Source organism: Bradyrhizobium sp. BR13661 (genome assembly GCF_029892425.1).
Lineage (GTDB): Bacteria > Pseudomonadota > Alphaproteobacteria > Rhizobiales > Xanthobacteraceae > Bradyrhizobium.
Window position 1 is genome coordinate 420670 of the sequence record NZ_JARXWB010000002.1, and the last position, 20672, is coordinate 441341.

23 protein-coding genes are annotated in these 20672 nt (G+C 62.7%); 13 read left to right on the forward strand and 10 right to left on the reverse strand.

Going from position 1 to position 20672, the window contains the following annotated elements; genetic code table 11:
* Nucleotides 1-15 precede the first annotated feature (15 nt).
* Both M2427_RS05085 and M2427_RS05090 read right to left on the reverse strand, forming a co-directional pair.
* Nucleotides 16-987: an ABC transporter permease gene (locus M2427_RS05085; RefSeq protein WP_280705094.1), complete on the reverse strand. Its 972-nt coding sequence runs from the start codon at nucleotides 985-987 to the stop codon at nucleotides 16-18.
* Nucleotides 988-1026: 39 nt separating this feature from the next.
* The gene (locus M2427_RS05090; RefSeq protein ID WP_280705095.1) at nucleotides 1027-2922 is read right to left on the reverse strand and encodes an AMP-binding protein; all 1896 of its coding nucleotides are present in this window, start codon (nucleotides 2920-2922) and stop codon (nucleotides 1027-1029) included.
* 151 nt (nucleotides 2923-3073) lie between these two features.
* On the opposite strand from M2427_RS05090, the gene M2427_RS05095 reads away from it, so the two are divergent.
* The 7 genes from M2427_RS05095 (at nucleotide 3074) to M2427_RS05125 (ending at nucleotide 10708) form a co-directional block, all read left to right on the forward strand.
* Entirely contained in the window at nucleotides 3074-4135 is a 1062-nt protein-coding gene (locus M2427_RS05095; RefSeq protein WP_280705096.1) for a helix-turn-helix domain-containing protein, read from the forward strand.
* A 117-nt stretch (nucleotides 4136-4252) separates the two neighbouring features.
* Complete coding sequence (locus tag M2427_RS05100) at nucleotides 4253-5866, forward strand: acyl-CoA synthetase (protein WP_280705098.1); 1614 nt, start codon at nucleotides 4253-4255, stop codon at nucleotides 5864-5866.
* A 42-nt stretch (nucleotides 5867-5908) separates the two neighbouring features.
* A complete protein-coding gene (locus M2427_RS05105; protein ID WP_280705099.1) occupies nucleotides 5909-6148 on the forward strand; it encodes a zinc-binding dehydrogenase in 240 nt (79 codons plus the stop codon).
* Nucleotides 6149-6239: 91 nt separating this feature from the next.
* Nucleotides 6240-7043: an MBL fold metallo-hydrolase gene (locus M2427_RS05110; RefSeq protein ID WP_280705100.1), complete on the forward strand. Its 804-nt coding sequence runs from the start codon at nucleotides 6240-6242 to the stop codon at nucleotides 7041-7043.
* Between the two features lie 147 nt (nucleotides 7044-7190).
* Nucleotides 7191-8210 (forward strand): alpha/beta fold hydrolase, encoded by a 1020-nt coding sequence (locus tag M2427_RS05115; protein WP_280705101.1) that lies wholly within the window; start codon nucleotides 7191-7193, stop codon nucleotides 8208-8210.
* A gap of 15 nt (nucleotides 8211-8225) precedes the next feature.
* A complete protein-coding gene (locus tag M2427_RS05120) occupies nucleotides 8226-9164 on the forward strand; it encodes a fatty acid desaturase (protein ID WP_280705102.1) in 939 nt (312 codons plus the stop codon).
* A 311-nt stretch (nucleotides 9165-9475) separates the two neighbouring features.
* The gene (locus tag M2427_RS05125; RefSeq protein WP_280705103.1) at nucleotides 9476-10708 is read left to right on the forward strand and encodes an EAL domain-containing response regulator; all 1233 of its coding nucleotides are present in this window, start codon (nucleotides 9476-9478) and stop codon (nucleotides 10706-10708) included.
* 56 nt (nucleotides 10709-10764) lie between these two features.
* Here the strand turns inward: M2427_RS05125 and M2427_RS05130 are convergent, their stop codons facing one another.
* Both M2427_RS05130 and M2427_RS05135 read right to left on the reverse strand, forming a co-directional pair.
* Nucleotides 10765-10998 carry a hypothetical protein gene (locus M2427_RS05130; protein WP_280705104.1) on the reverse strand — a complete coding sequence of 78 codons (234 nt, stop codon included), beginning with the start codon at nucleotides 10996-10998 and terminating at the stop codon, nucleotides 10765-10767.
* A gap of 134 nt (nucleotides 10999-11132) precedes the next feature.
* Nucleotides 11133-12116: a YafY family protein gene (locus tag M2427_RS05135; RefSeq protein WP_280705105.1), complete on the reverse strand. Its 984-nt coding sequence runs from the start codon at nucleotides 12114-12116 to the stop codon at nucleotides 11133-11135.
* Nucleotides 12117-12203: 87 nt separating this feature from the next.
* On the opposite strand from M2427_RS05135, the gene M2427_RS05140 reads away from it, so the two are divergent.
* Nucleotides 12204-12848, forward strand: coding sequence for a glutathione S-transferase family protein (locus M2427_RS05140; RefSeq protein ID WP_280705106.1), 645 nt, complete (start codon nucleotides 12204-12206; stop codon nucleotides 12846-12848).
* 16 nt (nucleotides 12849-12864) lie between these two features.
* Nucleotides 12865-13299 (forward strand): DUF6157 family protein, encoded by a 435-nt coding sequence (locus M2427_RS05145; RefSeq protein WP_280705107.1) that lies wholly within the window; start codon nucleotides 12865-12867, stop codon nucleotides 13297-13299.
* A 3-nt stretch (nucleotides 13300-13302) separates the two neighbouring features.
* Here M2427_RS05145 and M2427_RS05150 read toward each other — a convergent pair whose 3' ends face one another.
* From M2427_RS05150 to M2427_RS05165, 4 genes are all read right to left on the reverse strand, one after another.
* Nucleotides 13303-14088, reverse strand: coding sequence for an enoyl-CoA hydratase/isomerase family protein (locus tag M2427_RS05150; protein ID WP_280705108.1), 786 nt, complete (start codon nucleotides 14086-14088; stop codon nucleotides 13303-13305).
* A gap of 12 nt (nucleotides 14089-14100) precedes the next feature.
* Nucleotides 14101-15210, reverse strand: a complete 1110-nt coding sequence (locus tag M2427_RS05155) for a cyclic nucleotide-gated ion channel (protein WP_280705109.1) — start codon at nucleotides 15208-15210, stop codon at nucleotides 14101-14103.
* A gap of 137 nt (nucleotides 15211-15347) precedes the next feature.
* On the reverse strand, nucleotides 15348-15566 hold the full coding sequence (locus M2427_RS05160; protein WP_280705110.1) for a hypothetical protein: 219 nt from the start codon (nucleotides 15564-15566) through the stop codon (nucleotides 15348-15350).
* 119 nt (nucleotides 15567-15685) lie between these two features.
* Complete coding sequence (locus tag M2427_RS05165; protein ID WP_280705111.1) at nucleotides 15686-17134, reverse strand: TAXI family TRAP transporter solute-binding subunit; 1449 nt, start codon at nucleotides 17132-17134, stop codon at nucleotides 15686-15688.
* 401 nt (nucleotides 17135-17535) lie between these two features.
* Between M2427_RS05165 and M2427_RS05170 the strand changes: the two genes are divergently transcribed.
* Nucleotides 17536-17883, forward strand: a complete 348-nt coding sequence (locus M2427_RS05170; RefSeq protein WP_280705218.1) for a DUF3307 domain-containing protein — start codon at nucleotides 17536-17538, stop codon at nucleotides 17881-17883.
* Between the two features lie 208 nt (nucleotides 17884-18091).
* Entirely contained in the window at nucleotides 18092-18490 is a 399-nt protein-coding gene (locus tag M2427_RS05175; protein ID WP_280705112.1) for a hypothetical protein, read from the forward strand.
* Here the strand turns inward: M2427_RS05175 and M2427_RS05180 are convergent.
* Both M2427_RS05180 and M2427_RS05185 read right to left on the reverse strand, forming a co-directional pair.
* The gene (locus M2427_RS05180; protein ID WP_280705113.1) at nucleotides 18487-18810 is read right to left on the reverse strand and encodes a YkgJ family cysteine cluster protein; all 324 of its coding nucleotides are present in this window, start codon (nucleotides 18808-18810) and stop codon (nucleotides 18487-18489) included. The two genes, M2427_RS05175 and M2427_RS05180, sit on opposite strands and share 4 nt — an antisense overlap.
* A complete protein-coding gene (locus M2427_RS05185; RefSeq protein WP_280705114.1) occupies nucleotides 18807-19505 on the reverse strand; it encodes a YafY family protein in 699 nt (232 codons plus the stop codon). The genes M2427_RS05180 and M2427_RS05185 overlap by 4 nt, the downstream gene beginning before the upstream one ends.
* 112 nt (nucleotides 19506-19617) lie before the next feature.
* On the opposite strand from M2427_RS05185, the gene M2427_RS05190 reads away from it, so the two are divergent.
* Together M2427_RS05190 and M2427_RS05195 are read left to right on the forward strand one after the other, a co-directional pair.
* A complete protein-coding gene (locus tag M2427_RS05190) occupies nucleotides 19618-19905 on the forward strand; it encodes a hypothetical protein (protein ID WP_280705115.1) in 288 nt (95 codons plus the stop codon).
* Between the two features lie 37 nt (nucleotides 19906-19942).
* Entirely contained in the window at nucleotides 19943-20671 is a 729-nt protein-coding gene (locus tag M2427_RS05195) for a glutathione S-transferase family protein (protein WP_280705116.1), read from the forward strand.
* Nucleotide 20672: the final 1 nt, after the last annotated feature.

Consider the following 20672-nt stretch of genomic DNA (forward strand, 5'->3'; position numbering starts at 1 on the left):
TCGTTCTTCGGTCGTTCAGATATCGCCCTGCTGTGCCGTTTCTTCGTTGCGCGGATTCAGGAAAGAGTCCGTGATGACGGCGAGCAGCAGGACCACGCCCTTGATGAGATTTTGGCCGGCGTAGGAGATGTCCATGATGGTCATGCCGTTGAGCATGGTGCCGATCAGGAGCGTGCCGATGATGACGTTGAGGACGCCGCCGCGCCCGCCGGACAGACCGATGCCGCCGAGCACGACGACGAGCACGACGTCGTAGATCAGCGTCGAGTTGAAGATGCGCGTCGGCATCGAATTGACGGAGGCGGCCAGCACGAGGCCGGCGAAGCAGCCGATCAGCGCGGCGATGACATATTGCAGGACGATGATGGGGCGCGTCGGGATGCCGGTGACGCGCGCGGCGTAGGGGTTGTCGCCGATGGCGTAGATATAGGCGCCCCAGCGCGTCCGCCGCAGCAGGAACGCCACCACGAGGCAGGCGATCGCGAACATCACGATCGCGGTGGGAATGCCGAGGATGGTACCCTGGCCCAATCGCTCAAAGCCGTCCATGCCAGAACTCCACTGCACGACGTCGAGCTGGAATAGTGCCGCTTGGCCAAGGCCTGCGAGCAGGAGACCGGTCGCAAGCGTCGCGAACAGTGAGGGCACTTCTGCGTAGGCGATCAGCCAGCCATTGAAGAGGCCAAAGGCGATCGCGATCAGGAAGGCAACGGTGAGCGAGGCCGGCAGCGAATGTCCGTTCTGCACCATCTGCAGCACGAGCCCCGGCGGCACCGCGAGGGCCGCAATCAGGGAGATGTCGATGCCGCGGCCGATCACGACGATCGCCATGGCGAGGCCAAGGATACCGAGCACCGCCACGTTCTGGAGCAGCGTCAGCATATTCTCGGCCGTCAGGAAGCCATTCAGGAAGATCGAGAAGACCAGGAACAGGAGCGCGAAAACCGCAAACACGATCTCCTGCTGGTTGAACCGGAAGCGCTTCATTCGTCTTGTCTTTCTTGGACTTCGGTTGGCGTCCGACCGTCAAGTCGATCGGGTCTCGATGCGGTAGGTCTGTGGCAGCGTCACCAGACTTTCGGCGAGCACCTTGATTCGTGTCTCATCACTGGACTTGAGCAGGATACTGACGACCGTGTTCAGCCTGTCGTCCTTCTCGACGAGAATCTCGGCTGCGGTCTCCGCGCCGAAGATCCGGTCGATCTCGAACCGGACCTTCTCCTGAACAGCGAGATCGCGCAACGTCGGCTTGAAGATCTTGCCGACGGCAGTGACCGGGAGCGCGTCAAGCAGCACGACCCGCTTCGGCCTGGCGGGCGGCTCATTGACGTTGCGTTCGAGGTGCTCGCGCAAGCCGGCCATATCGATGGTCTGCCCGGGCGACGGCACCACGAAGAGAATGGGTACCTCGCCGGCATAGGCATCCGGCATGCCGACGGCCGAGCTCATCTGCACGCCGGGGAAGGCATTTGCGACGTCCTCGATCGCGGCGGGGTCGATGTTGTGACCGCTGCGTACGATGAGGTCCTTCTCGCGGCCGGTCAGCACCAGCCGCTGATCCGCCGTCAAGTAGCCGACGTCGCCGGTGACGATCCAGTGATCGTCGGTCAGCACGCCCTTGCTGTGCTGGGGGTCGAGATATCCGGGAAACACCTGCGGTCCGCTAACGAGCACGAGACCGCTGGTGAGCGGCGGGCATTCCGTTGCCAGGCTGGCATCGCCGAGCGAGGCAATTTTCGTCCGCGCAAACGGCGCCCTGAAGCCGACGCTGCCTTGTACCGGGGTGCCGCGGCCGGGATTGAACGCGATCGCCGCCGCGGTCTCCGTCATCCCATAGGTCTCGTATAGCGTGATCCCGGTACGCGCCCGGAATCTCTCGCTGACGGCCTTGGGACATACGGCGCCGCCGGTGATGGCCATCCGGGCCGTGCTGATATCGGAGGAGCCGATCGGGACCTCTGCAAGCGCGGCAATCGACGTCGGCACGCCGCTGACGATGGTCGCGCGAAACCGTTCGACAGTATGCCAATAGTCCCTGATGGCATCGGGGCTTCTGAGGCTGTAGGGCGACGGGATAATCACGTGGCCGCCGGCGGCGAGGATCGACAGACCCAGCGTCATTGTGCCGCCGACGTGAAACAGCGGAAAACCGTTTACGGCCGCGTCGGTTTCGTCCAGCCCGTGAACCTGTGCAAAGGCCCACGCCGCGTGGATCTGGTTGCCATGCGTCAGGCGAACGAGCTTTGGCCGACCCGTTGTCCCGCCGGTGTGGAAGAGCGCGCAGATCGCGTCGCGATCCGTCGAGGGCTCGAATTCCAATGCGTCGTGTGCAGCAGCAATCGTTTCGTCGTAGTTCTCGAAGCGTCCGGACAGGTGACCCTTCGCGCCGATCACGAAGATTGTCTCGAGCGCTGGAACGCGCTTCGCGACATTGTTGGCCTTGGCCCAGATCGCGGGATCGGCACTTTCCGACGCGACGACCAGAGCCGTTGCGTTCTGCGCCTGGAGCAGGTCGGCAATAGCGTCTTCGCTCAGGAGGTAGTTGATCGAGCTGGCAACGCCAGCGACCTGTGCGCCGAGCAAGGCCGGGAAGAGAGGCTGCAGGATCGGACAGAGAAACGCGACGGTGCCACCGCTCTCCTTGATCCCGTGCGACCTGAACAAATTTGCAGCACGGGAAATCTCGGCAAGCAACTGCCGGTGGGTCAGCGTGGCATCGCCTGCTTCGCGTGAGCCCTTGGTCAGAACGGTGAGGGCAGGTCTGTCTGGATGCAGCCGCGCCGTCGCTTCAAAAAGGTGATGGAGATTGCGGGCTGGAATGAGGGCGTCGTAGGGCTGCCGCTCCAGCGCCTCGATATCGGCAATGGTCACCACAGGCCGGGTAAACCGCGTGGTGATCGGCGGAGGCAGGCGACTGCTCACAGGCGCCGCCTTTCGAGCGGCGGATCACCATGGACGACAGTTGGCTTGGCCTGATGCAAGCGAACGTTTCCTGCCTATCTTGTTGATCGTTTCTTGTTGTTCATAGGCCACCCGACGGGACGCGGCTTGCTTCGCAGCGCAAAGCTTTTGCTTGTGCGCGCAAACAAGTCTTGCGTGCAGGCGGCGGCAATCTAGAATCCCGGCGCTTGGCCAGCTTGTGCGGCGCACAAACATTGTTCATCCTGGCCTTGCGACGGGTGGGCGGACGATGAACCTGGTATTTTCGACAGACGATCTGGAGCCGTCGAAACGTTACGCGGCTTGGCAAGGCGCCATTTGCGACGTCTATGTCCATGTCGACGTCAACGCCGAACAGCGCTCCGACTACCACGGCTTTATCCGCGAGGCGCAATTTGGCGCGATCACCATGACCGACGTGCTGTTGTCAGAGCAGCGCATATCACGGCGCGAGCGCCACATCGCAAAACTCGACAAGGATTGCTACTACCTCGAATTCATCCAGCAGGGCCGGATCAACGTTCTTCAGGCCGGCCAGACCCTGCATTCGAACGCCGGGATGAGCACGATCTTTTCGGCTTCCGAGGCCTATGACCTCGAATGTATCGGTAGGGTACGATCGCTCTACCTTGAAATACCCCGCGCGGAGTTCGCCGAGCGCTTCAGCGACGGGCGACTGCCTGTCATCACCACGTTGACGACGAGTCGTGGCCTGGGCCGGATCGCCGCCGAGTTCTGCGCGACGCTGGCGCAGGAGGGCGCGCCGCTGGACGAGACCGCAAGGAGCCGGCTGGGCGGCGAGCTGATGGACGTGCTGGCGCTCGCGCTCGATATGGGCGACCGGGACGAATTCGCAGAAGATGCGTCCGCCCAACGGGCCCGCTTGCGCTCCGTCAAGGCCTGGATCGAGGCGCACCTTACGGATGCGGACCTGTCGCTTGAGAAGATTGCCAAGAGCAATGGCGTGTCGCTCAGACATCTGCACTATCTCTTCAGACTCACGGATGTGTCGGTGTCGGAATGGATCCTGGATCGCCGTCTTCAGCGCTGTTACGACGTGCTGACGCGGCCAGAGTTGCTGTCCCTGTCGATCACGGAAGTGGCCTATCAGCTGGGATTCAGCAGTTCGTCCTATTTCAGCACGGCGTTTCGCAAGAAGTTCGGACACAGCCCGTCCGACCTGCGCCGGCGTTAGGCCACCTGCTCGATGCCATCCGACACCGCGCGGGCCGCCCGGCGCCGATAGCGGCCTCACGCAAGCAATGCTCCGTTCAAGCAATCAAGACATGAGCAGTATCAGGGAGAGCACACCATGACCGGCGATATCGGAGCCACCATCTCGAAGGCGCGCGAGCACTCCATCGGCGATCTGCTGCGCCGATCGGCGGCGCGCGAGCCGAGCAAGCTTGCGGTGAGCTGCGGTCGCGTGAGCTGGACCTTTGCCGAGATGGACGCGATCTGCAACCGTCTTGGCCGCGGCCTGCTGGGCCTTGGCGTGAAGAAGGGGGATCGCCTCGCCGTGCTGTCGCGCAACTCGCACGCCTTCGCCGCGCTGCGTTTCGCTGTGGCGCGGATCGGCGCGGTGCTGGTGCCTATCAACTTCATGCTCAATCCGGACGAGATCAATTTCATCCTGAAGAGCTCCGGCGCCAAGCTGCTCGCGACCGGGCCCGACTTCGTCGAGCCCGCGAAGGCCGCCAGCGCCAAGGATTGCGCCGTCGGGAAGATGATCTGGCTGCCGGGCGAAGATCCCGCCACGGCGCCCGCAGGACTCACCACCTTCGACGATCTCCTCGACGCCGACGGCTCGTACCTCGACGCCTCCGTCGACAGCCGCGATCTCGCGCAGATCGTCTACACCAGCGGAACGGAATCCCTGCCAAAGGGTGCCATGCTGACCCATGAAGCGGTGATGTGGCAGTATGTCAGCTGCATCATCGACGGCGGCATGAGCGTCGACGACAAGTTTCTGCACGCACTGCCGCTCTATCACTGCGCCCAGCTCGACGTTTTCCTGGGGCCGCAAATCTATCTCGGCGCCTCCGGCGTGATCACGGGCAAGCCGACCGCCGACAACATTCTGGCGCTGATCCAGGCCCACAAGATCACCTCGTTCTTTGCGCCGCCCACGATCTGGATCGCGATGCTGCGCTCGCCGTCTTTCGACGAGACCGATCTGTCGACTTTGCAGAAAGGCTATTACGGCGCCTCGATCATGCCGGTGGAGGTGCTGCTCGAATTGCAGCGCCGTCTGCCAAACGTCAAGTTTTGGAATTTTTACGGCCAGACCGAAATCGCGCCGCTCGCGACCGTGCTGCGGCCGGAAGATCAACTGCGCAAGGCCGGCTCGGCCGGCAAGCCCGTGCTCAATGTCGAGACGCGCGTGGTCAATACGTCGATGGAGGATGTGAAGGTCGGTGACGTCGGCGAGATCGTGCACCGCTCGCCGCATTTGCTCTCCGGTTACTACAACGACCCCGTGAAGACCGCGGCCGCGTTCACCGGTGGGTGGTTTCATTCCGGCGACCTCGCGACCGTCGATGAGGAGGGGCACATCACCGTGGTCGATCGGGTCAAGGACATGATCAAGACGGGCGGCGAGAATGTTGCCAGCCGCGAGGTCGAGGAGATGGTCTATCGCATTCCCGCGGTCTCGGAGGTCGCCGTCGTCGGCCTACCTGATCCGCGCTGGATCGAGGCGGTGACGGCCATTGTCGTAGTCAAGACCGGCGAGACGCTCGACGAGGGGTCCGTCATCAAGCATTGCGCTGGTCAGATGGCACATTTCAAGGTGCCGAAGCGCGTGATCTTCGTCGATAGCCTGCCGAAGAATCCGAGCGGCAAGCTGCTTAAGCGCGAGCTGCGCCAGCGCTTCGTCGGGGCTGATACAATCGACAAAGCCGTCCAGAAGAGTTTTGGCGCCTGAGGCCGTATTTCTTCGCACCTGTCGTTTCCGGAAACGGTTACGTTGCCCTGCGCCGGTCTCACTCAGCAGATCGCGATGCCGACCTTGTTCTCCAAGAATTTGCATGTCATTGGCCTCTCCGTTGGCAGCCGGCACATGTTCGAGGGCATGACCGCAGCGATCGGGCGTAATGCCATGAAGCAGGTGATCGATCGCGTGTTCGGTTTCGATGCGGTGCCTGGCGCGCTGCGGCTGATGCAGCGGGGCGGACACTTTGGCAAGATCGTGGTGGAGTTTCCGTAGGGCGTTGGCTGCATCGCTGGGTTGCGTCGAGGTGCTCGCAACGACGGGCTTGAGACAATAGGGTGCTGCATCCCGCGATGGAGTCTCGACCATGCCCCTCTGGACCTGCGAAACCTGCGGCGCGCAATTCCCGCACAGCGAGAAGCCGCCGGCGTCTTGCTCGATCTGCGAAGACGAACGGCAGTATGTGGGCTGGAAGGGGCAAGCTTTTCTCACGCGAGAGGCGTTGGCGGACGAGCACCGCTTGAGCTGGCGTGACGATCTTGGCTTGACGGGTATTGCGCTCGACCCAAGCTTTGCCATCGGCCAGCGTGCGCTGCTGCTGCCGTTGGGCGACGGCCACCTGATGTGGGACTGCATTCCGCTCGCCACATCGGAGGCGGTGGCACATCTCCGCTCGCTCGGCGGATTGAAGGCGATCGCGATCTCGCATCCTCACTACTACGGCGCGCTCGCGGATTGGAGCGAAGCGTTTGGCGGCATTCCGGTGTATCTGCATGCGGATGATCGCGAATGGGTGACGCGGCCGCATCCTTCGATCGTGCACTGGACTGGAGACAGCCATCGCATCTCGGATGATGTGCACCTTCTGCGCACCGGCGGCCATTTCGCCGGGGCCACCATGCTTCACGATGCGCGTGGCGCGGGCGGCAAGGGCGCGCTGCTGACCGGCGATATCGCGCAAGTGACGATGGATCGCCGCTTCGTCAGCTTCATGTATTCCTACCCGAACTACATGCCGCTCAATGCCGCCGCGGTGCGGCGGATCGCGGCCACGGTCGAGCCGCTGGCCTTCGATCGCATCTATGGTGCCTGGTGGGATCGCAATATCGCCTCAGGCGCCAAGGCGGCCTTCGCGGCGTCTGTGCGGCGGTACATCGCGGCGATCGCCTGACGGCCGGAATCCTGTTGCCTTAAATTAATAACTGTACTATAAGTACAGTTATTAGGCGCGGCGCAATGATGCGTTTGCCGGTCCGGCACGATCGATGCATCGTCGTGGCGGGCGCGTTGTGTGGCGACGTGAGCGGGAGTTGGACGCATGACCAGGCAGCGCGACTACGAGATATTCGAGGCTGGCGACGTCACGCTTCAATCCGGCGCAGTGTTCCCTGCGATGAAGCTGGTCTACCAGACTTACGGCAAGCTGAGTCCGGCGAAGGACAACGTCATCCTCTATCCGACCTCGTTCAGCGCGCAACACTTCGACACCGAATGGCTGATCGGGCCCGATGGCGTGCTCAATCCCACGCGTTATTTCATCATCATCCCGAACCTGTTTGGCAATGGCCTGTCGTCGTCGCCCTCGAACTCCGGCGATGCCGCATTCCCGGGGCTGACTTATCACGACGCGATTGCCATCCAGCGCCGGTTGCTCGTCGAGCGCCTTGGCATCACAAGGCTTGCGCTGGTTTATGGCTGGTCCATGGGCGGCGCGCAGGCCTATCACTGGGCAGCGCTCCATCCAGAGATGGTCGAGCGCGCCGCAGTGGTCTGCGGCAGCGCGCGGTGCGCGCCCTATAATCATGTGTTCCTCGAAGCCGTAAAATCCGCACTCACCGGCGATCCCGCCTTCCGCGACGGCCGCTTCGTTGAGAAGCCAACCGCCGGCTATCGTGCCATGGGCCGCGTCTATGCCGGCTGGGCGATGTCGCACGGTTTCTATCGCGACGAGCTCTGGCGCGAGGCCGGCTTTACCTCGCTGGAGGACTATCTCGTCCGCGCTTGGGACGGGGCCTTCGCCCGGCGCGATGCCAATGATCTGCTGGCGCAGGTGGGCATCTGGCAGCGCGGCGATATCAGTCGCTGCGAAACCTTCGGCGGCGATCTCGATCGCGCGCTGGCGACGATCAAGGCGCATATCCTGCTCATGCCGGGCGCGACCGATCGCTATTTCGACGTCCGCGACAACGAGGACGAACTCGGCAAGCTGACCAACGCGAAATCGGCAGCGCTGCATCCGATCCCGTCGCTGCACGGCCATCGCGCCGGCAACCCCGTCAACAATCCGCCCGACCAGGCCTTTCTCAAGGCCGAGGTCGCGGCGCTTCTCAGCAAATAGGGCAGGAATTCTAATATGACTGACGCGACCGTCTCAGAGCCCGGCCATCGCCTGAAGCCACTCAGCTCGGCCATGCTGCGCGAATTGTCGGTACGCTCCGACGTCAGGGGTGCGGCGCAGAGCCTTGGCCATTACGGCCTGATTATACTGATCGGGGCGCTGATCTGGACGGTATCGCGGAGCTATGGAATCCTCTGGGCGCTGCCGTTGATGGCGGTGCAGGGATATCTTGTAGCCTTCCTCTTCATGGCGGTGCATGAGACCGCGCACAAGACGGCGTTCAAGAGCCGTGGCCTCAATCTCGCCGTCGGCTATCTCTCGGCCTTCATCATCGGATTGCCTTACGAATATTACTGCCTGTTTCACTGGGACCATCACCGTTACACGCAGGATCCCTACAAGGATCCGGAGCTGATCGTGGGCGTGAAACCGAAATCCGACACGCAGCTCGCCATTGCCTATAGCGGGCTGCTCCAGGTTGCCGGCCGCCTCCGGCTGATGCTTGGCCATGCCGTCACCGGTAAGGTCGTGGTGCCCTGGATCCCCGAGAGCAAACGCGCCATCATCGTGACCGAGGCACGGGTTTATGTCGCGCTGTATGCTTTACTGCTCGCACTCTCGCTGTGGTCTTCCTCGGCTCTGTTGTTGTGGGTCTGGATCGTGCCGCTGATAACAGGGCAATTCTTTCTGCGGCCCTATCTCTATGCCGAGCATACCGGTTGCGAGAGCACCCGCAGCGCGTTCCAGAACACCCGCACCACCTATACCGGCGCGCTCGTCAAATGGATCGCCTGGAACATGCCCTACCACGTCGAGCACCACGCCTATCCCTCGATCCCGTTTCACGCATTGCCGAAGCTGAACGAGATCGTCGACGGCGAGATCGTCTATCGCGGTCGTGGCTATGTCAGGACGACAATTGAGACATGGGCCTGGTTTCGCCGGCAGCGGTAGGACGACTCGCGAAACGTGCTCGAGTAGCCGTTTTTTTTGAGTCCATCGTGCGTTTGCCGGCTTTCGATAGGGCGCTTTACCGTGTGTTCATCGCACGTGCCGATTCCGGAAATCACGCCAGTACCGTGCAGCCGATCCGCGTCGAGCGTCGTGAAAAACTCGATTGAAATCAGTCGCTTGGCGCTCGGCGAAACGTGGTTAACAAGTCCCTCCCAATCCAGAAAGTTTTAGTGGTCTTGTATTCACGGCGAGGTGAGCCGGCTGTTCTAGCTTCGAAGGATCAGCGCCGTCGACGACAGGAGAGATTGGCAATGAGCACGACGAGAAGCCGTCTTTTGGTGGTCGATGACGATCTGGTCCAGCGGGTTCTGATCAGCAAGATCGGAGCGAAGCTCGGCTATGATACTGTCGTCGCTCCGTCCTTCGAGGCTGCTACCGAGCTTCTGGCGCGCGATACTTTCGAGGTCATGGCGCTCGACCTGTCGCTCGGCGAGCGGGATGGCGTTGAGCTGCTGCGCTTCGTCGCCGAGCGAAACCTCCAGGCAATGTCGATCGTTATCATCAGCGGCTGCGACGATCGCATCATGAAGGCGACCCGCCGGGTCGCGAACGGCCTGAAGCTACCGATTGGAGGCTGCCTGACCAAGCCGCTCGACCTCAACCGCCTACGGACTGCGCTCGAATTGCCGCAGCGCTCGCCGCCGGCCGCAACGTCTGCCTCGCCCTTGCTTCAGATCACGCCCGACCGAATCGCGCGCGGCCTCGCCGATGGTGAGTTCTTCGTGGAATTCCAGCCGAAGATCGCGCTTCAGACTGGAAAGGTCATCGGCGCGGAAGCGCTCGCGCGCTGGCGAACCGCAGAATTCGGCATGGTCTCGCCATTGGTGTTCATTCCGATTGCCGAGCAAGCCGGCCTGATGCGCGAGGTGACCGACTGTGTGCTGTCGTCGGCGATGTCGCAGGGACGCAAGCTGATCGAGCGCAATCCAGGCTTCACCATCGCCGTCAACATATCGGGCTCCTTGATGTCGGACCTGACATTGCCTGAGCGGATCGAGGAGATCTTGCGCCGCGAAAATATCCCTCCGTCGGCGCTGACGGTGGAGATCACCGAGACTACGGCGATGGCCGACGTCGATCGCGCCAACGATATTCTGGTGCGGCTGCGGATCAAGAAGATCGGCACGGCCATCGATGATTTCGGCACGGGCTATTCATCGCTTGCGGCGCTGGCGCGGTTGCCCTTCAGCGAGCTCAAGATCGATCAGTCGTTCATCAAAGGCTGTGAATTCGACGAGGACATGATGAAGATCGTCGACGCGTCAGTCGCGCTGGCAAAGGCGTTCAACATGAAGGTCGTGGCCGAAGGAGTCGAAAGTCCAGAAGCGCTCGAAATCATACGCCGCATCGGCTGTGACGTCGCCCAGGGTTTCTTCTTTGCACCGTCGTTGCGGCGTTCGCGCGCCGAGCGATGGATATCGCAGCGAAATTCAAGTGCAGACGACCGGGCCTTATCCGTAGCGCCGGCCGCGCTTGCGAGCTAGGACGACGAACCCCGGCCGCGGAGCAGCCGGGGTTACGCCAATCGAGGCCGTCGTGTTCAGTAGACGGTGTACCCGCAGACATTCACGACGCGGACGCGCAGGCCGTGACGGGTCTGGACGACGCGCTCCTGGTAGCAATTGTTGATGCCGGTGTTGACGTAGATGCCGCCAAAGCCCCAGCCCGGACCCCAATAGTGGTGGAAGCCGTGGGCCGACGCGGCGGTGGGTGCCAGAGCGGCAACGCCGAGCGAACCGGCAGCGATCAGACCAAGTGCAAGCTTACGAAACATTCTCATTCTCCAGTGTGGCGCGAAGCCGTTGTTGTGTCCCTGCTTCTCGGTCGGGTCGAAGCGTGATTGCGTTCACACAGACGCTGAAGAATCGTGTTTCAGGATTGTTTCGCGGGTCGCGGCAGGATGCGCCGCTATCCTGCTTTACGCGCCGCGCGATAGCGCGCCGCCATCGCTTGCGTCATCTCCGCCATCTTCTCGCGGAGATCGGCAGGCTCCAGCACTTCGGCTTCGGCGCCTAACCTGAGCAACTCGGACGCGGCGTGCCACGAGGTCTTGCCAGTCGGCACTCTGGCAATGCGCCAGCCGTCCGCATCGGCGATTTCTTCGATCCGCGTGCGCGCCCTGACGTAGGGCTGGCTCAGCGCATCGAGCAGTTTTACGCCGAGCGGCGACAGCCGCACGATCGCGACGTTAGGATGCATCTCGGCCTCTAAGCGCAGCGTCGCGTCTTGCCAATAGGCGGCGAGATCGAAGTTAGCGGGACGATCGAAGCGATCGTCGAGCGCCGTGCAGTCGAGCACGCGCGCGATGCGATAGGTGCGCACGCTGCCGTCGACCTGCCCGGCGAGATACCAGCCGCCGCCTTTCAGCACGAGGCCGAGCGGAGCGACACGGCGCTGCTTCTCGGCGCGCCAGCTCTGATAGCGGATCTTGATCAGTGTCCCGCGCAGGGCGGCGCTGGCGATGGCGCGCAGATGTTTTGGTTCCTCGACCTCGCCGAACCAGCCCGGCGCGTCCAGGTGAAAGCGTTCTTGCATCCGGCCGGCATCTTCGCGCAGGTTCGGTGGAAGCGCCGCCATCAGCTTGTTCTGTGCGGCGATCATCGCCGCATCCAGCCCCAGTGCTGCCGCCGGGCCCGGCAATCCGGCCAGGAACAGCGCTCCCGCTTCGCTCTGCGACAGTCCGTTCAACCGCACGCGATAGCCGTCGAGCAGACGGTAACCGCCCTCTGCGCCACGGTCGGCATAGACGGGGACGCCGGATGCTGCGAGCGCGTCGATGTCGCGATAGATGGTGCGGACCGAGACCTCGCAGGCCTCCGCAAGCTCGGGCGCAGTGACCTGTCCCTTGGCCTGGAGGGTGGTGAGGATCGACAGCATCCGGCTCGCGCGCATGCTCCCTTAAACCATACCTGACACAAGATGTCAGGTATGGTCCGCTACAAGATGTGCCACCGCCAGCTGGCCAGATGGAGACCCACGATGACCGATCCCAACCGCATCACGCTGTATTATTCGCCGCAGAGCCGGGCCATGGGCACGCGGCTGTTGCTGGAGGAACTCGGGGCGCCCTACGATCTTCACGTCCTCAACATGAAGGCCGGGGAACAGCGGCAGCCGGCCTATCTCGCCATCAATCCGCTCGGCAAGGTGCCGGCCGTTAGGCACGGCAAGGCGCTTGTGACCGAGCAGGTCGCAATTTTCATCTATCTCGCCGATCTGTTCCCCCAGGCGGGGCTCACGCCGGCGCTCAACAATCCGCTGCGAGGTCCTTATCTGCGCTGGATCGCCTACTACGGCTCGTCCTTTGAGCCCGCGCTGATCGACAAGTTCATGAAGCGCGAGCCTGCACCGATCACGCAGTCGCCGTATGCGGACTATGACACCATGCTGGGCGCACTCGAAGCGCAGTTGTCGAAAGGGCCGTATCTGCTCGGCGAACGGATGACGGCCGCGGATATTCTTTGGGGTGTCGCGTTCAGCTGGACGATGATGTTCGGTATCGTGCCCAAGAAGGACGTGTTCGTCCGCTATTCCGAGCGCATCACCTCGCGGCCGACATACCAGCGCATCAGCGCGGCTGATGATGAAATGGCTGCGCAGCATGCCAAGGCCGTTGGGGGCTGAGGTGGGCGAGTCGTATATGAGCAAGCCGGTCCATACGACCAACTGTTTCGACACCTTCATCCGGGTTGCGGAGGACTGCCCGGCGCGCTCCGGTGAGGAGCCGCCACCAAGGGCAGGGCAATCGACAGTGGCAGGCCTGCAATACGAGATGATCGCGCATGCGCCTTACAAGTTCACGTCAGACGACGTGATATTTGCGACCTCGGTGCCTGGGCGCGACCTCGGAGCCAAGGCGACCAAGTCCGAGAGGAGCGCTGCCCGCGCGGCTTTCTTCTCGCGCGGACAGGCCTGCATGCGTGCCTCGAGCCTCGGCAAGCGCTACGGCTGGGGTGTGCACGCCGACAGCGAGGGCCGCATCGCGATCTACGCCGTCGACAGCAAACGCTATCAGGCGCTGTCACGCGATTCAAAGCTCACGCAGACGCGCGCGATGCGGTCGAAGCGACGGTGATCCTCAAAAGCGCGGTGGCCGCTTCTCCGCGAAGGCCTTGATGCCTTCCTTGATCTCGTCGCCGCGCATGCTGTCGCGGTGGCGCTGATCGGCAGCTCGCTCGTCGAGTTCGCCGCGGGCGAATTCGTTGATCGCGCGCTTCATGCCGCGCATCGCGTTCGGCGCGTTGCCGGCGAGGATGTCCGCGAGCTTGTCGACTTCCTCGTCGAGTGTCTCGACCGGCACCATGGCGGTGAGATAGCCGATCCGCAGCATCTCCGGCGCGGTGATCTTCTGCGCGGTCAGGAACAGCTTCTTGGCGTTGTCAGCGCCGAGCCGCGTCACGTAGCGTTTGATGCCGCTCCTGTAATAGTGCAGCCCGAGCCGAGCCGCGGGCATGAACATCTCGGCGGTATCGACGCCGATCCGGAAATCGCAGGCGAGCGCGAGGTCGGTCGACCCGCCGTAAACGCCGCCATTGAGCCGGCAGATCGTCGGCACGCCGAGATCCTCGAGGCGGTTGACGACGATTTCGAATGCCGAGCCCGCGCTCTGCTGCTCGTTGGCGCTCACCGCGCGCTCAGCGACCGAATTGAGATCGTAGCCGGCGGAGAACGCGCGTCCCGTGCCTGTCAGCACCAGCACGCGGATGGCCGGATCGGCCTCGACCCGGTCAAACAGTTTTAGCATCTCGCCGAGATCCTCCGCCTGGAGCCGGTTGAGATGCTGCGGCCGGTTGAGGCGGATGGTGGCGCGCGCGCTGATGATTTCGAGCACGGGGCTGCTTGCAGCGTCGGCTGTGTCCGACATTCTTGTCTCCAGTTACTTGTTTTCAAGCGTGCGGCGCTTTGCTTCCGCATCGATGGTTTCGGCGAGGTCAGGGTGCCGTGCCATCAACACGCGGAAGTCGACGAGGTCGAGCACCAGCAGCCGCGATACCTTCGTGGTCGAGACGTTGGCGCCGCGCATGTTGTTGCCGAGCAGCGCCATCTCGCCGAAGAAAGCGCCTTCGCCGAGCTGCACCTTCTTGCCGGGCAGGTCGACCTCGACCTCGCCGGCGGCGATGAAATACATGCAGTCCCCCTGCGTACCCTTGCGGATGATCATGGTGCGTGCCGGCAGCTCCATGGTGCGCAGCATGTGGGTGACGTCGGCGATGGCGGCAGGGCCCAGCGCTGCAAAGAATGGCACCTTGCTGACGGATTCCCAGGTCTTGAGGAAATTGTCGCGCCGCGTCTCCGCAGCGAAGCCGGTCGCGAGAATACCGGTCCAGAGGCCGAACACGCCAAGGCCGGAGATCATCACCAGCGCAGCCACCATGCGGCCGAGTGGCGTGACCGGCACGACGTCGCCATAGCCTGTCGTGGTCAGCGTGACGACCGCCCACCATAGCGCGGCAGGCACGCTGCCGAACGTTTGCGGCTGAACATCCCGCTCCAGGAAATATTCGGCGACGGAGGCGAGGAAGACGACCATCAGGAAAATCACGAGCACGCTGAGCAGCGGCCCCGATTCCAGCACGAGAACGCGGCGGAGCTGGCGCAGGCCGGGAATGCCCGGCACGACCTTCAACACCCAGAGGACGCTCAACAACCACGCCGTCTTGGGCTCGGCGCCGAGCACCAGCGCGGCCGGTACGGCCAGCGCTCCGACTGTGTCGACCAGCCCGGCGGAGGAGGACACATAGAGCGCCAGTCGTCCTTGTCGCGCCATATGGCGCAGCCGGACCACCCATTCGAACACGAAATAGACGAGGCTCGCCCAAAGCAGGAAATCGACCCAGCGGTGACCCGTCTCATAGGCCGGATTGAGCGTCAGCAGCACCATGCTGAGCACGCCGACAGTCACGGCCACATAGGCCGCCTTGGTCATGTTGCGGCCGGCGGTCGCGGCCACGAACCGGGCCAGAGCGGGAAACATCGGCTTGGACATGCGGGATGATGGCTCGGTCTGGGCTCTTGCGGTCCCAGGTTGGGACTTGCGCGCCAAAGTGCATGCCCGTACCGAGGCCGTCAACGACAGGTGTTGGCCTTCGTTTCAGGTGGGTAATTTCGGGGCCGGCGAGGCCGTCACTTGAAATGTGGGGGCTCGTCATAGCCCCGGCGGCTGCTCAAAAACAGTAGCATCATCAAGCCGATGCCGACGACCACGGAGAACCCCGCGCCGAGCGCCAGTGCCACGTAACCTTCCGGCGGGATGGGCTCGCCACTGACAGCCATGGCCGAATAGGCGAAGTAACCGACCGCAACCAGCATTCCCAGCAGGATGATGAGAAGGAGTATACGCATGGTGCGCTCTCCGGTTGTGCCGGTAACCAACGGTTGCTCCGGGACACGGTTCCACAGGCGACCGGCGGCGATCTGCTAGAATCACAAGCCTATTGGGGCCCAAGGCACGAATCGATAGGTCAGGCACTCTGAGCTGTCTTCACCACCACGACGTTGGTGTCGTCCTGCGGGGGCGGAAGGGCCTGGTAGGTCGTCTTCTCGATTTCGCTGGCATGCCGCTTCAGGTAGTCACGGCGCATTCCGATGTCGTCACGGACAAATTCGTAGCCAAGCTTGAACGTATCAAGTCCGTCGGTACTGATGGTGCCGTCGCGCAAGCCGATCACCGCGCCCCGCAAGATGCTCTCGAGCTCGTCCTGGAGACATTCGAGCTGGTCCAGCGAACTGGCATGTTCGATCCTTTCGCCGATGCAGAGGATGGCGGTGGAGAGTTCGCTAGCCTTTTCCGGCGCGACGCGGGTGATCTTGGCGTAGATCGCGGCGAAGATGGAGCCGATGACGCTGAGCGCGGCGGCGCCCAGATACATCATGTCGCTGTATTTATCCATGAACGACTTGGTGTCGTCGTTGATGTAGTCGGCAGCGCCCTGGTGCGCCATCACGTAGGCGTCCTTCTCGACGGAGGCCGGCTCGATATGGGTCGCAAAACCGCTGTCGAGTCCGAGCGCGGATTTGTTCTCGTAGACGATGCGCGCGATATCGCCGGCGGTGGTCGCCGACATCTTGGATTGCGCGACCAGCAGCCATTCGAGACCGATCGTATCGAGGTCATCGTCGGGAATTTCGGGGGAAGCGGACAGCGTGCCGGCTGTCAGCGTCTCGTCGGATATGCCGGGGAATTTGCGCGTCAGCGCCTTGGCTTCGTCGATCGCATTTAGGGTGAAGCCGCCGCGCTTGGCGACCTGCTCATAGGCCTTGTCGCGCACGGCCTTGGAGGCGTGGACGATGGCGATCACCGCATTGAAGCCGCTGGCCGGCGCGAACAGCTTGTCCAGGGTCGTGCCCTGCGGCGCCATCAGGATCTTCGCTGCGTCGGGGCTGTCAGGTGCGATATCGAGGAGATTGCGGACGAAGGCGAGCGAGGCATCGCTGTCGGCGAGAACCGCAACTTTTTTCTTCTTCAGCTCGGCCAGCGACTTGATCTTCTTGTTGCCGGGGCCGAGCAGGAGCACGAGATCGTGCTCCAGCAGCGCCAGCGAGCGCGCTCGCAATGGCACCTTGGCGTCGGTGCGCAGGATGACAAGATCGGCCTGCTTGCGGTCGAATTGCGCGATCGCCTTGGCGCTGTCCGGGTTGTTGACGATCTTGATCCGGAAACGCGAGCCGTTGTTCTTCAGCAGCGTGGCGAGCTTGCTTGCGAACAGCGCCTCGTCGCTGTTGGGAGTGCCAACGGCAAAGGTCAGCGTCTCCGAATTGTGCAACCAGGTGCGGCCGGCCCAGACGGTCGCCAGCGACAGCAGCAGGGTCAGGACGACATACAGCAGGACCTGCTGCTGATTGGTCTTGATCACCTTTGGGCGCCGTGGCGGCGGGAATTCGGTCGACGAGGTCGGGCCTTCAGCACTCATGGCAGAACCTGGCCTTATTCGTTGGATGGCGGGCGGCACGACCATCGCCGGCGGCCCGCGAAAATTTTGTAAGCGTCTGAAAAAAGAACGATAATCCTCTACCTCAGGATGATAGCCCTCCAGTGCTGGAAAGCAAATTCCGCGCCGGAGGTAACCTTACTCAAGCCGACCACCCGTGGTGGCCATCCTATCACCGTTTGGCCACACTTGGCGATTTTCCGGTTCCCCCGGCTGCATTCCGGCGCGGGAGATGTCATAAATCATCGGTCCCGATGATCTGACGGGTCCAAGAAGAAGTTGCGCTGAACGCTCCATTTTTTCTTTTCGAGTCAACGAGGGCGTCGGCTTTGTCGTTTCCACCCATGTCATCGGCAGTTCCGGTCGAAGCGCTCATTGGCTGGATGTTGTTGCTCACTTTCAAGCACATCATCGCCGATTTCGTTTTGCAGACTGCCTGGATGGCACATGGCAAGGACCAGAAGCACGGCTGGGCTTTGCCACTCCTGGTCCATTGCCTCATTCACTTTGCGGTTGCGTTGCCGCTGATCCTGATCGTGGCGCCGAAATTCTGGTTCGTGGCGCTGATTGACTTCGTCATCCACATCACGATCGATCGCGCCAAGGGTTTGGTCTCGGCCAATTTGGGCGTCAACCAGGAGCACCCGTGGTTCTGGACCTTGATCGGCGTCGATCAGGCATTGCACCACCTGACCGGCTTCGGTCTCTCCATCTTCATGGCGGCGAACTAAGGCCACCTGGACCCCATCCCGAGGAGCCTGCCAAAGGCAGTCGTCTCGAAGGACGGCCGCGAGGCACCGCCAACGCTGTATTCAACCCGGTAGGGCCGGGCTCCGATTCGCGGCATAAGGGCAAGGACACCGGGTGACTACCGCCCGCCGTGGTTAACCTTTCATTAGAGAATTACGCGGCATCTTCCCGACACGAGGGAGAACTGCAATGTTTTCAAGCCGCGACGCTTACGAAAGCGATTTCTGCCCGGTTCGCGACGAGCTCCTTGGCGAGATGTATCGCGCCAGCGAGAGCGGCCTGCCGAGGCTGGTTGAGAGTGTTTCCCCTGATGCCCGCGCCAGGCTGGCGCTGTTCTGCTATCGCCGCAGCCATCTTCATTCGCTGGCCGTTGCGATCGCAGCCAGTTGCAGCGAACGCGACCTGATCGAGAACGGGGGCCGTGTCGGGTCGACGCTCTATGCGCTGTCGCGCGAGAACTCGACCAAATCTTCGCCTTCGCTGCCGGGTGGCCGCAAGCCGATCACGCTGTCGACCAAGCCGCTCTCGGTGCTCGCACCGCTGGACGACGAAATCGACGACGAGATCAGCGAAGCCATCCCGGCCTAAGCGGTCTCTATCGTCGGCAGCCCGAACTTCCGGCGTGCCATCGCGCATTCGGCGTCTCCAGGCATGCAGGTGCGGCACACCTCCGGCCGCACGGCATAGATGCCGCACGCGGTTGCCTTGCCAATCTCCCCTTGCAACGCAGAACAGCGATCGCCCTCGCAGCGCATGCCGGATTGGCGCTCGTTGACGAGCGTCTCCGGGATCAACGCAAGCTCCTCGTCGCTCTCGATCGAGAAGCGCGGCCAGTTCTGCGAATAGCCGCAGCAGGCGCCGCAGCTCTGACAGCAGCTCGAGAGATCGATCCCTTCCATCAACGTCATGTGTCCTTCGGCGGGCCCCAGACCAGGCTTTGCCGCCATTTCGCGCGCAGCACGTCGCGCCTTTCAGGATATCTTTCGTCGAGATAAGTCGCATCGACGACGCGGTCGGTGCGGAAGCTGCGGAAGTCGCTGCGCAGTTCGCACCAGGCCGCGAGCAGGCGCACGGCTTCGAGATAACCGACCGAGATCGGCCAGATCATGCGCTCGCTGAGGCGGCCCTGCTCGTCGCGATAGTGCAGCATGATCTTCTTGCCCTCGTGAATCTGCGTGCGCGTGCGCGCCATGTCGAGACGGTCAGGCTCCCTGTTCCAGCTCGGACGCGCGCGGCTCGCCGGCTCCAGCACGAAGGGGCGCAGCCGCTCAGGCACGGTGTCGGCGATCTTGGCCATCAGATCTTCCGCCGCGCGCGCCAGCGCGGAATCGGCGTGGCCCGCGACCCATTGTGCGCCCAGCACGGCGGCCTCGATCTCGTCGGGTGTCAGCATCAAGGGCGGCAGGTCAAAGCCCTTTTCCAGAATGTAGCCCATGCCGGCTTCGCCACGGATCGGCACGCGCTGGCCCATCAGCGTTGCGATATCGCGATAGATGGTGCGCTTCGATGTCTCGAGCTCGGCCGCAATCGCATCCGCCGTCAGCGGCTTACGGGTGCGCCTCAGCACCTGGATGATCTGAAACAGCCGGTCGGCGCGTCTCATGACAATTCTCTCATCGGGGGCAGGTCAGAAAACGGCGCTTGGCTGCTGACAGGATGTTGGCAGCAGGGGAGTTCTATACCGGGACAACACATCGACTGAAGAGGATTTGTCCATGATCATTCCAACCCATCTCGGTCCGGCCGGCCCGTTGTGGCGGGCACAGGCCTCGTTGCATGCCTTGCTGTATGTCCGGGCCTTCAGCCGCCTGACGTTTCTCGATCTCACCGTCGTCGACCTCCGCGTTGCGCTCGCGACCATGCTGACAAACTCGCTGATCCAGGCTGCGGACGCGCTGGTCCGCCATGTGGTTCGTAGTGTCATGGGCCGCGCCTGGCGGGGGGCCCGTTTCGCAGAAGATATCACGGCTGCTGCCACCATGGTGGCAGCAGCCCGTCACTAGGTTCCGTCAACTCTTTGGGTCGTTCAGGAGAGCTTTCATGATCACGCTTTACGGCTTTGGCGCCGGCTTCGGCCTGCCGGAAATCAGCCCCTTCGTCACCAAGACGGAGGTGCAGCTCAAGATGGCGGGACTGCCCTACCGGAAGGAACGCGCGATGCCGCCGGCATCGCCCAAGGGGCAACTGCCGTTCATCGATGATGGCGGAGAGGCAGTGGCCGATTCCACCTTCATCCGCGCCCATATCGAGCGCCGTTACGGCTTCGACTTCGACGCCGGCCTGTCCCTGCAGGAGCGTGCGCAGGCCTGGGCATTTGAGCGCATGATCGAGCATCACGTCTATTGGGCGTTGATCGGCGCGCGCTGGGTCGATGCTGCCAATTTCGCCAAAGGACCGGCGCATTTCTTCGACGGCGCACCCGAGCATAATCGCGAGAAGCTGCGCGAGGATGCGCAATTCCGCGTCGCCGAGAACTATCTGCTCTCCGGTCTTGGTCGCCATGGACCGGATGACGACGTCGATCTCGCGGTACGTTCGCTGTTTGCCCTTTCAGTGCAGCTCGGCGACAAGTCCTATCTGATGGGCAACAAGCCCAGTGGTGTCGATGCGACCGCGTTCGGCGCGCTCGCCGGCATTTTGACGCCGTTCTTCGAATCCAGCCTGCGCGAGCGCGCGGAAGGGTTTTCAAACCTCACAGCCTATGTCGACCGGATGATGGACACATACTACCCGGAGTTCGCCTGGACACCGCTGCGGCAGGCCGCCTGAC

Coding starts and splice junctions, on each gene's coding strand:
- M2427_RS05085 (WP_280705094.1), bottom strand. CDS start 987: ATGAAGCGCTTCCGGTTCAACCAGCAGGAGATCGTGTTTGCGGTTTTC.
- M2427_RS05100 (WP_280705098.1), top strand. CDS start 4,253: ATGACCGGCGATATCGGAGCCACCATCTCGAAGGCGCGCGAGCACTCC.
- M2427_RS05110 (WP_280705100.1), top strand. CDS start 6,240: ATGCCCCTCTGGACCTGCGAAACCTGCGGCGCGCAATTCCCGCACAGC.
- M2427_RS05115 (WP_280705101.1), top strand. CDS start 7,191: ATGACCAGGCAGCGCGACTACGAGATATTCGAGGCTGGCGACGTCACG.
- M2427_RS05120 (WP_280705102.1), top strand. CDS start 8,226: ATGACTGACGCGACCGTCTCAGAGCCCGGCCATCGCCTGAAGCCACTC.
- M2427_RS05125 (WP_280705103.1), top strand. CDS start 9,476: ATGAGCACGACGAGAAGCCGTCTTTTGGTGGTCGATGACGATCTGGTC.
- M2427_RS05130 (WP_280705104.1), bottom strand. CDS start 10,998: ATGTTTCGTAAGCTTGCACTTGGTCTGATCGCTGCCGGTTCGCTCGGC.
- M2427_RS05135 (WP_280705105.1), bottom strand. CDS start 12,116: ATGCGCGCGAGCCGGATGCTGTCGATCCTCACCACCCTCCAGGCCAAG.
- M2427_RS05140 (WP_280705106.1), top strand. CDS start 12,204: ATGACCGATCCCAACCGCATCACGCTGTATTATTCGCCGCAGAGCCGG.
- M2427_RS05145 (WP_280705107.1), top strand. CDS start 12,865: ATGAGCAAGCCGGTCCATACGACCAACTGTTTCGACACCTTCATCCGG.
- M2427_RS05150 (WP_280705108.1), bottom strand. CDS start 14,088: ATGTCGGACACAGCCGACGCTGCAAGCAGCCCCGTGCTCGAAATCATC.
- M2427_RS05155 (WP_280705109.1), bottom strand. CDS start 15,210: ATGTCCAAGCCGATGTTTCCCGCTCTGGCCCGGTTCGTGGCCGCGACC.
- M2427_RS05160 (WP_280705110.1), bottom strand. CDS start 15,566: ATGCGTATACTCCTTCTCATCATCCTGCTGGGAATGCTGGTTGCGGTC.
- M2427_RS05165 (WP_280705111.1), bottom strand. CDS start 17,134: ATGAGTGCTGAAGGCCCGACCTCGTCGACCGAATTCCCGCCGCCACGG.
- M2427_RS05170 (WP_280705218.1), top strand. CDS start 17,536: ATGTTGTTGCTCACTTTCAAGCACATCATCGCCGATTTCGTTTTGCAG.
- M2427_RS05175 (WP_280705112.1), top strand. CDS start 18,092: ATGTTTTCAAGCCGCGACGCTTACGAAAGCGATTTCTGCCCGGTTCGC.
- M2427_RS05180 (WP_280705113.1), bottom strand. CDS start 18,810: ATGACGTTGATGGAAGGGATCGATCTCTCGAGCTGCTGTCAGAGCTGC.
- M2427_RS05185 (WP_280705114.1), bottom strand. CDS start 19,505: ATGAGACGCGCCGACCGGCTGTTTCAGATCATCCAGGTGCTGAGGCGC.
- M2427_RS05190 (WP_280705115.1), top strand. CDS start 19,618: ATGATCATTCCAACCCATCTCGGTCCGGCCGGCCCGTTGTGGCGGGCA.
- M2427_RS05195 (WP_280705116.1), top strand. CDS start 19,943: ATGATCACGCTTTACGGCTTTGGCGCCGGCTTCGGCCTGCCGGAAATC.